Origin of the sequence: Motilibacter deserti (assembly GCF_011250635.1) — a bacterium.
Lineage (GTDB): Bacteria > Actinomycetota > Actinomycetes > Motilibacterales > Motilibacteraceae > Motilibacter_A > Motilibacter_A deserti.
Genome location: NZ_JAANNP010000008.1, coordinates 76,190 through 84,545 on the forward strand (window position 1 = coordinate 76,190; position 8,356 = coordinate 84,545).

At 74.1% G+C, this 8,356-nt stretch carries 9 protein-coding genes; 4 read left to right on the plus strand and 5 right to left on the minus strand.

Translation table 11 applies throughout. The annotated features are described in order from the left end of the window. Positions 1–49 precede the first annotated feature (49 nt). From G9H71_RS12715 to G9H71_RS12730, 4 genes are all read left to right on the plus strand, one after another. On the plus strand, positions 50–391 hold the full coding sequence (locus tag G9H71_RS12715) for a PadR family transcriptional regulator (RefSeq protein WP_166282365.1): 342 nt from the start codon (positions 50–52) through the stop codon (positions 389–391). Continuing rightward, positions 388–1,356 carry a hypothetical protein gene (locus tag G9H71_RS12720; RefSeq protein WP_166282366.1) on the plus strand — a complete coding sequence of 323 codons (969 nt, stop codon included), beginning with the start codon at positions 388–390 and terminating at the stop codon, positions 1,354–1,356. The genes G9H71_RS12715 and G9H71_RS12720 overlap by 4 nt, the downstream gene beginning before the upstream one ends. Positions 1,357–1,559: 203 nt before the next feature. Beyond that, entirely contained in the window at positions 1,560–1,967 is a 408-nt protein-coding gene (locus G9H71_RS12725) for a hypothetical protein (RefSeq protein ID WP_166282368.1), read from the plus strand. Between the two features lie 95 nt (positions 1,968–2,062). Further along, a complete protein-coding gene (locus G9H71_RS12730; protein ID WP_166282370.1) occupies positions 2,063–2,449 on the plus strand; it encodes an MmcQ/YjbR family DNA-binding protein in 387 nt (128 codons plus the stop codon). Between the two features lie 228 nt (positions 2,450–2,677). Here the strand turns inward: G9H71_RS12730 and G9H71_RS12735 are convergent, their stop codons facing one another. From G9H71_RS12735 to G9H71_RS12755, 5 genes are all read right to left on the minus strand, one after another. Further along, complete coding sequence (locus tag G9H71_RS12735; RefSeq protein WP_166282372.1) at positions 2,678–3,610, minus strand: ribonuclease Z; 933 nt, start codon at positions 3,608–3,610, stop codon at positions 2,678–2,680. Positions 3,611–3,758: 148 nt separating this feature from the next. Further along, the gene (locus G9H71_RS12740; RefSeq protein ID WP_166282374.1) at positions 3,759–5,198 is read right to left on the minus strand and encodes a TolB family protein; all 1,440 of its coding nucleotides are present in this window, start codon (positions 5,196–5,198) and stop codon (positions 3,759–3,761) included. Between the two features lie 169 nt (positions 5,199–5,367). Further along, a complete protein-coding gene (locus G9H71_RS12745; protein ID WP_166282376.1) occupies positions 5,368–6,369 on the minus strand; it encodes a cation diffusion facilitator family transporter in 1,002 nt (333 codons plus the stop codon). Positions 6,370–6,449: 80 nt separating this feature from the next. Continuing rightward, positions 6,450–6,743, minus strand: a complete 294-nt coding sequence (locus tag G9H71_RS12750) for an STAS domain-containing protein (RefSeq protein WP_166282378.1) — start codon at positions 6,741–6,743, stop codon at positions 6,450–6,452. A 399-nt stretch (positions 6,744–7,142) separates the two neighbouring features. After that, positions 7,143–7,988 (minus strand): endonuclease/exonuclease/phosphatase family protein, encoded by an 846-nt coding sequence (locus G9H71_RS12755; protein ID WP_166282380.1) that lies wholly within the window; start codon positions 7,986–7,988, stop codon positions 7,143–7,145. Positions 7,989–8,356 lie beyond the last annotated feature (368 nt).

Consider the following 8,356-nt stretch of genomic DNA (forward strand, 5'->3'; position numbering starts at 1 on the left):
GGTCGCAGTAGCCCTTCCCATATGCCGATGGTCTGACTATGGTCGACGCATGGGCGCGACGGAGATGCGTGAGCCCTCGTTCCTGATCCTGACTGCACTGGCGGGCGGCCCGCTGCACGGCTACGCCGTCATCGCCGAGGTGGCGCAGATGTCGCAGGGACGGGTGCGGCTGCGAGCCGGGACGTTGTACGCCGCGCTCGAGCGGCTGGCCGCGGAGGGGCTGGTGGCCTCCAGCGGCGAGCAGGTGGTCGACGGCCGGCTCCGCCGCTACTTCCGGCTGACCGACGAGGGGGAGCAGGCGTTGACGCTGGAGGCCCGGCGGTTGCGCGAGAACGCCGACCGAGCCGTCGCCCGGCTGCGGACGGCGCGGTCGCGCGTGGCCCCGGCATGACGGCGGGGCCCGAGGCGGCGTACCGCAGGCTCCTGCGCGCCTATCCCGCCTCGTGGCGCCGCCGGCACGCGGACGCGGTCCTGGGGACGCTGCTGGACCAGGCCGACGCCGAGGGGAGGTCGGCCGTGAGCGTCGCGGACGTGCGCGACATCCTGGGCCACGGGCTGCTCGCCCGCCTCCATCTGCTGCTCGACGTCGTCCCGGGGCGGGTGCGGGCGGTGGCCGGTACGGCCGCGCTGGGCTCGGGCGCCGGGCTCTGCCTCGCGCTCCTGCTGCTCGGCGAGTGGCTGCCGCCCTGGGCGCCTCCGTCGACTCGCGAAGCAGGCTTCGGACCTTTCCTGACGGTCGGGCCGCTGCTGTACGCCGCCTGGCTGCTCGCCGTCGCGGCGTCGCTGCTGCGCCACCCGCGGCTCGCCCGGTCGCTCCTGGGCGCGGCGACGCTGGCGGCAGTCGTGCTGCCCCATGTGGTCGCGAACGCCTATCCCTATGCCGGCGTGGAGCGGCCCTCGTCGACCGCGCTCGCCCCGCTGGCCGTCCTGGGCCTGCTCGTGCTGGCCGCGCCACCGTCCCGGCCGTCGCCTGCGGTCGTCGCGGCGACGGCCATCGGCACGGTGGCGGCGGTCGGCGGGCCGATGCTCCCGCTGTGGCTGTCAGGCGGATCTCCGTTTCCGGTACGTGACTTCTTCTATTACGCGTACGCGCACCATCTCGCCGTCTCCGCGGCCGTCCTGCTGGCAGCGGGCCTGCTCGCCGCCGTGGCTGCCCTGGTCGCCCGACGCCCCGCGTACGCCGGTGGCGCGCTCCTCGCCCTGCTGCCGTGGGCGGTCCTGCTGCTCGCGGTGTGGCGCCGCATCAGCACCCAGGGGATGTCCGCGCTGGAGCCGCTCGTCGTCGTCGCGGGGGTGGGTGCAGCGCTCGCGGTGCTCGGGGGCCTCCGTGCGCTGGGGGTGCGGGTACGCCTATAAGGCCGGCGTTCCGGCGGTTGAGCTGCTCGCACCAGCTCGTCGCACGGGGCTCCGCCCTCCCGGCCCGGAGCCGTACCTGCACCGCGCACCTCGTCGCGACGTCGCGTGGCCGGGTCGAGAGGCTCGCGCCGAGCGACCGGCGAGAATGCCTCGTTGACCAGAGTGTCGTCCTCGTGGGCGACGGGACAAGGAGGCAAGCCGGCATGAGCCGCCTGAGATGGCGCAAGTCCTCCAGCGCCGACGGCGTCGTCACCCTGGCCGACCCGTCGGGGCGCATCACGATCGAGAAGCACACCCACCACTACGGCCCCTGGCTCATCAAGGACACCTGGCTCGACGAACGGGCCGGCGAGACGGAGGTGTCCGAGGCCGAGGCGAAGCGGCTCGCGGAGGAGTACCTCGACACGGCCGCGTCCGGGCCTTCCGCGGTGTGGACGACGGGAGGGGAGGCAGGCGCTCCCGTCACGGGCCCTTCGCGCGTGCCGGTCCCCGTGCCGCCTCAGGGCGGCCCCGAGCTGAAGGCCGCGTTGGAGCTGCTGCGGCTCCCCGACACGCCGCGCAACCGCGCCGCGATCTCCGCGCTGGCGGACGCGTTGCGCGAGTACCCCTGACCGGTCAGGGTGCCCGACGCGCAGGCGTCCTCGCCGTCCCTGTCGCAGTTCGAGCGCGTACGGTCGTGCGCACTCCGGTGCGACGAGGAGGATGCATGCAGGGCGAGCGGCTGCAGGAGCGCGCACGAGAGCGTGCCGACGAGCTGCCCGGCTCGAGCCTGGGACACCCCTTCGGCCCCGACTGGGACGTCTACAAGGTGCGGGACAAGGTCTTCATGCTGATGACCGACGTCGCCGGCGACCCGGTCGTGATCCTCAAGGCCGACCCTGAGGACGCGAGGGCGCTGAGGAGCACGCACGACGACATCACGCCCGGCTACCACATGAACAAGAAGCACTGGATCACGCTGCGCCCGGGCGGGTCATTGCCGCAGGGACTGATCGACGACCTGGTGACGGAGTCGTACCTCCTCGTCGTGGGGAAGCTCCCGCGAGCCCGCCGGCCGGTCGACCCCAGCACCTTCGGCCGGAGCCCGACGTGACGTACGGGGAGCCACTGATCGACCCGTCTGCTGACAAGACGAAGCTCGACCCGCGACTCGCGAGCACCGCGTGCCCGTGGACGACGGCGTCGCCTGGGATGACCGTCAGTCGTGCGCGTGACGCTGGACCACGTCGAGCACTGTGAGCTCGCGGACCCGTCGGCAACCTGCATCCAGTGCGGCAGACACAGCATCGGATGCACGTCGTCGGGCGGAAGGCGCGCCGACCTAGCGCCGCCGCGCCGGCAGCGCGAAGCGGTCCAGGTCCCGCGCGGCCACGGCTCCCGGGAACACCTGCGCCGCCTCGGCTGCGAACACGCCCACGTCCTCGCCGTAGCGCTGGGAGAAGTGGGTCAGCACCAGCCGGCGCGCCCCTGCCGCCGCCGCCAGCTCCGCCGCCTGCCTTCCCGTGCAGTGCCGGTAGTCGCGGGCCAGCTCGGCGTCCGGCGTGAGGAACGTCGACTCGCACACCAGCACGTCCACGCCCTCCGCGAGCCGGAGCGCGCCGGCGCACGGACGGGTGTCCATGACGAAGGCGAACGCCTGTCCCCGCCGCGGGACCGTCACCTCCTCAGCTGTCACGACCCGCTCGCCCACGCGTACGGACCCCTCCTCGAGCAGCCGCCGCACGTCCGGCCCGGAGACGCCGACGGCCGCGAGCCGCTCGGGCAGCACGCGCCGCGAGTCGGCCTCCTGCACCCGCCACCCGAGGGCAGGTACGCGGTGGTCGAGCCGGTCCGCGACCAGCCGCCACGTCCCCGCGTCGACGGCCACGCCCGGGCCGCAGGGGAGCCGGCGCAGCGCCAGCCCCGCGGGCGGGCCGGCGAGCCGCACGAGCAGGTCGACGTACGCCTCGGCCTCGGCCGGGTAGGCGAGGGTCACCTCGTGCCGAGCACCGTCGAGCACCATGCGCTGCAGGACGCCGGGCAGGCCGAAGGTGTGATCGCCGTGGCTGTGCGTGAGGCAGATGTGGGTGATGGCGGACGCCGGGACCCGGGCGTGCGTCAGCTGGCGCTGCGTCCCCTCGCCCGGGTCGAAGAGGAAGCCCGCGCGGTCCCAGCGCAGGAAGTAGCCGTTGTGCGCGCGGGTTCGCGTCGGGACCTGGGACGCGGTGCCGAGCACGACCAGCTCGCGCGCCGCGCCACCTCGGCTGTCTCCCACCGGCTCCCTCTACCGCCCCAAGGCGTCGCGCAAGCACGGGAGGACGTGTACGCACACGGGAGTGGACGTCACGCAGCCCGCGGACCGCGCCCCGACAACAGAAGTGGCGAGCCCCCCGCGGGGAGCTCGCCACCTGTGCGCGGGTCGGTCAGCGGGCGCGCACGACCTCGCTGACGCCCCGGGCGTGGGTGCGGTCGGCGGCGCGGACGACGCGCAGCTCCGCGCCCTTGCCGACGCGCAGGCTCACCTCGTAGCGGCCGGAGCGGACCCCGGCGGTGGCGATCGGGCGCCAGGCGCTGTCGCGGTAGTACTGCACGGTCACCCGGCCGCCCACGGCGCCGACCACGGAGCCGCGCAGCACGACGGCCGACCCGGAGCGGCGCTGGGAAACGGTCACGTTCGAGGCCACGCGCAGCGTGACCGGGTCCGAGACCACGCCGTTGGCGACGCCGCGCAGCTGGACGTGGGCCGACGCGGACACCGGGAAGGTGACGAAGTTCTGGCTGCGCGGCGCCCGCTGCCGGCCGACGTTGCGCCACGTTCCGCCGACCCGGCGCTGCAGCGTGATCGTCAGCGGCCCGGGGCCGGCCGCGAAGGCCCCGACCCCGACCGTTCCGCCCTCGCCGGCGAGCACCGGCCCGTCGGGCAGCACGACCTCGACGCCGCTCACCTGGGTGGACAGCGTCAGTGCGCGGGGGAGCGTGCCCTTGCCGACGGCGAAGGACGGCGCCGACAGGCTCAGCTCGCTCGCGACGCGGCCCGGGGCGCCGCCGCCGGAGGGCGCGAACGAGACGTGCAGCGGCTCGTCCTCGTCGTTGGTCGTGGAGATCGCGTAGACGCCGTCGGGCGTCCCCACCGCGCTGAACGTCAGCTCGTCGGCGGGGAAGAGCTTGGCCCCGTCGAGCGTGGTCACCGCCGACCCGACCTCCTGGACCTCCTGGCCGGTGAGGACCGAGATGACCGGGGTGCCGCCCGGGCCGAAGGCCACGTCGATCACGTCGTCGCCGGGTCGGCTGATGCGGGTGTCGGCACGGGTGGCGACGTCGACCGCGTGGGCCTCGCCGATCCGCCCGAGCGAGGAGCGCACCAGGTCGCTGGTGGAGTAGAGCAGCCGCGTGCCGTCCGACGAGAGCGCCACGTCGACCACGGGCCCGACGGGGTCCACGACGACGCGGGTCGCCTTGGTCGTGACGTCGAGCGCGCGCAGCGCCCCGTCCTTGCCGACCCCGTTGTTGTCCGAGTAGTAGAGCGTCTTGGCGTCCGGGGAGAAGGCCGCCCCGTCGACCCGGTGGTTGAGCACCTGGCGGGCCGGGCCGCCCGCGGTGGAGGCGATCAGCACCCCCGCCGGCGCGAGCACCGCGAGGGTCGAGCCGTCCGGGCTGATCTCGACGCGGGCGCCCGGGCCGGCGCCGTCGAGCAGCCGGCGCGAGGTGCCGCCGGCCAGCGAGCGCGCCCACACGGTGCCGTCCTCGTCGACGTACGCGATGTAGGCCCCGGCCGGTGCCGTGACCGCCGGGGCCGCGTCCCCTTCCGCCGCCTGCGCCGGCACCCCCGTCAGGAGCACCCCTGCCGCCACGACGGGCGCCATCGCCCGGATCGTCCCCCGTGTGGGTCGCAGGAGAGAGCCCTGCATGTGCCGCTGAAGCACCGTTCCTCCGTCCGTGCGGAGGCGGCGGCCGATCCGCGCATTCCTCCACGAAGCATCTTGGGGCATGCGGGGGGCCAGAGACGGCATTCCGTGCTCTAAAGCACAACGTCTACCGCGGCACGGGCTGCTGCACAGCGCCGGCCGGCAGCCCGCGGCGCAGCCCCTCGACGTACGCCGCGGTCCGGTCGGCCGTCGACCCGACACTGCGCGTGGCGTCCAGGAACACCTGCGTGACCTCCGGCCAGCGCTCGACGAGCTCGCGCTCGATCTGCGTGCTGAGCTCCTCGACCGTCCCGGCGAGCAGGTCGTTGCGCAGGTCGACGCGGACCGCGAGCAGCACGTCGTCCGGGCCGAGCGCCATCGTCAGCAGCTCGACCACGCGGTCGACGCCCGGCTTCGCCGCGATCGTGTCGTACGCCCCGACGACCAGCTCGGGCCGGGCGGCCTCGCCGATGAGCAGGTCGCCGTTGGCCTTGCCCAGGGTGAACGCGACGACGGTCAGCAGCACGCCGATGAGCACGGCGGCCACCCCGTCCCAGTAGTGCTCGCCGGTCGCCTGGTGCAGGGCGATGCCCGCGGCGGCCAGCACGAGCCCCGTGACCGCCGCCGTGTCCTCGGCGAACACCGTCTTCACCGTCGGGTCGGTGGACAGCGACAGGTGCTGGCGGAACGTGCGCCCCCGCTCGCGTGCCTCCCCGCGCAGCTGCTTCACGGCGCGCAGCCACGAGGTGCCCTCGGCGAGGAAGGACACGAACAGCACCGCGTACGCGATCAGCAGCCCGCCCTCCTCGCCGCCCTCGCCGAGGATCGTGCGGAAGCCCTCGTAGAACGAGAAGACCGCCCCGCCCACGAAGATCGCGACCGCGGCGAGCAGGGACCAGAAGAAGCGGACCTTGCCGTAGCCGAACGGGTGGGCCGCGTCGGCCGACCGCGCGGACGCCTTCAGCCCGCGCAGCAGGAAGATCTGGTTCATCGTGTCCGCGACGGAGTGCGCGGCCTCGGCGAGCATCGCGCTCGAGCCGCTGATCAGACCGCCGACCAGCTTGGCCACGGCGATGGCGAGGTTCGCGCCGAGCGCGACGAGGACGGTGCCCTTGCTCTCCGATGCCACGAGGCGAGGCAATACCCCCCGCGGTCGCGCTCCACGCGTGCTTGGCGTGCGGTGGTGCTGGTGCCGGTCGGGTGGCGGTGTCAGGCGGTGGTGACGCGGGCGAGCTGGTCCAGCCCGCTGACCGTGAGCAGGCGGCGTACGACGGGGGAGGGGGCGACGAGCACGACCTCTCCGCCGCGCTCGAGGGCCGCCCGCACGAGCCGAGCGACGAAGGCCAGCCCGGCCGAGTCCATGAAGGACACCTCGCGCAGGTCCACCCGTACGTCGAGGGTGGTGCCGTTCTCGTAGCCGGACGCGAGCGCGTCGAGCCGGGCGCCCATGGCGAGGTCGACCTCACCGGAGAGAGCCACGGAGTACGTCGCCGGAGCCCGCACCGCACGCTCCCTTCGACGTGACCGGCACTCCAGCCGATCTCAGTGAGCAGCATGCCACGGCGAGTGAGGCCACGCCGGGTTTTCCCCAGGTTCCTAGATCGGTCGCACTAGCCCGGGTGGGCGTCGGGCGGTCGATGCCTGGCGGGGCAGGACGGCCCCGCCACACGCGCTGTCGCGCGCACGACCGACCCCGTATGGGCGCCACCGACCCCGCAGGCGGGATACATCGCGCCTATACGACCCCCATCGTCGAGCACCGACTTCGTGCAACGCCACCGGCCTGCTGCTTTACCGGCAGCGCTCCCTCGGACCGCGTGCAGCCGGTCCGAGGTGCGGCCGGCGGGTCCGACGTGCAGTCGGGACGGGAGGTGCTTGCGGGGACGCCGGACGGGCCCGGCCTCAGCCGTCGTTCACCGCCGACACGCTCTGGTCGCCGCGCACCGGACGCAGCCCGTCGAGCTCGACGCAGAGCGCCCGGTGGTCCGAGAGCGGCAGCTCCACGGCGTCCTCGGAGACGACCGCGGGAAGCGGGCCGCGGCCGAGCACGTGGTCGAGCTGAGCGCGCGGGACGTGGGCGGGCCAGGTCTTGGCGTGCGCGAGCTGCTTCCACTCCCGGCACAGCCCGCCCGGCAGCTTGCCCGGCATGTTCAGGTCCCCCACCAGCAGCTGCGGCCGCGGGTCGCCGCCCAGCGCCGAGACCAGGCGCCAGAGCTGTGCGGCGTTCCAGCCCGGGATGAACGACAGGTGCGTGTTGGCGATCGTCACGGGGCCGTCGGCGGTCTCGACGACGGCGACGACCGCGGCGCGCGGCTCGTCGCGTACCCACACCCACCGCCGCTTGCCGTTGTCGTCGCGCAGCAGGACCGGCGCGATGGTCGGTACCGGGCGCAGCCGGACGACGCGCCACTCGAGCACGGGCAGCCGGGACACGATGGCGATGCCGTACGCCGCCGGCTCGTGGGACCCGCGGCCGTCGACCTCCTCGTCCTGCGGCCCGGCCGCCCGCCACTTCTGCCCGGGCGTCCCGACCAGCGCCGGGACGAAGCGCCAGCACTCGGCGCCCATCTCCTCGGCGACGATCGCCGTCTGGTCGACGCCGCCTGACCGCGCCTGGTGCCGGTCGACCTCCTGCATCGCGAGGACGTCGACGTCGAGCAGCCGCACCGCCTTGCGCAGGTTCTCCGGGTCCCCCGACTCCTCGTTCATCACGCGGCCGGACAACAGGTTGAAGGTTGCGAGTCGCACGGGGAGCCCCTTACCCAGGGCACCCGCGCTCCGGAACGTTCCATGCCGCTTCGGGTGGGGCGGCTGCCTGCCGAGCCCAGCGTCCCGGCTCCTGGCGTTCGGTTCCTGCGGGCCGTCCGTGCCGAGCCCCGCGTTCCGGCGTCTCGGGTCGAACTCGGGCGGAGCCGATGATCACGGGCTTTGGCTCCGACACTCCGGCGTGTCGCGCCCGAAATCCCGTGATCACCGCGGTAGAGGCGTTCCCGGGGCCGCAGCGACGCATAACTCGTCGCCAGCGGGTTAGGCTGGCCTTGCCTTACTTCGCGAGGAACCCGGAGACCGCGTGAGCCAGCAGCACACTGCCGCCCAGGGCATCCGGCTCGCCGCGG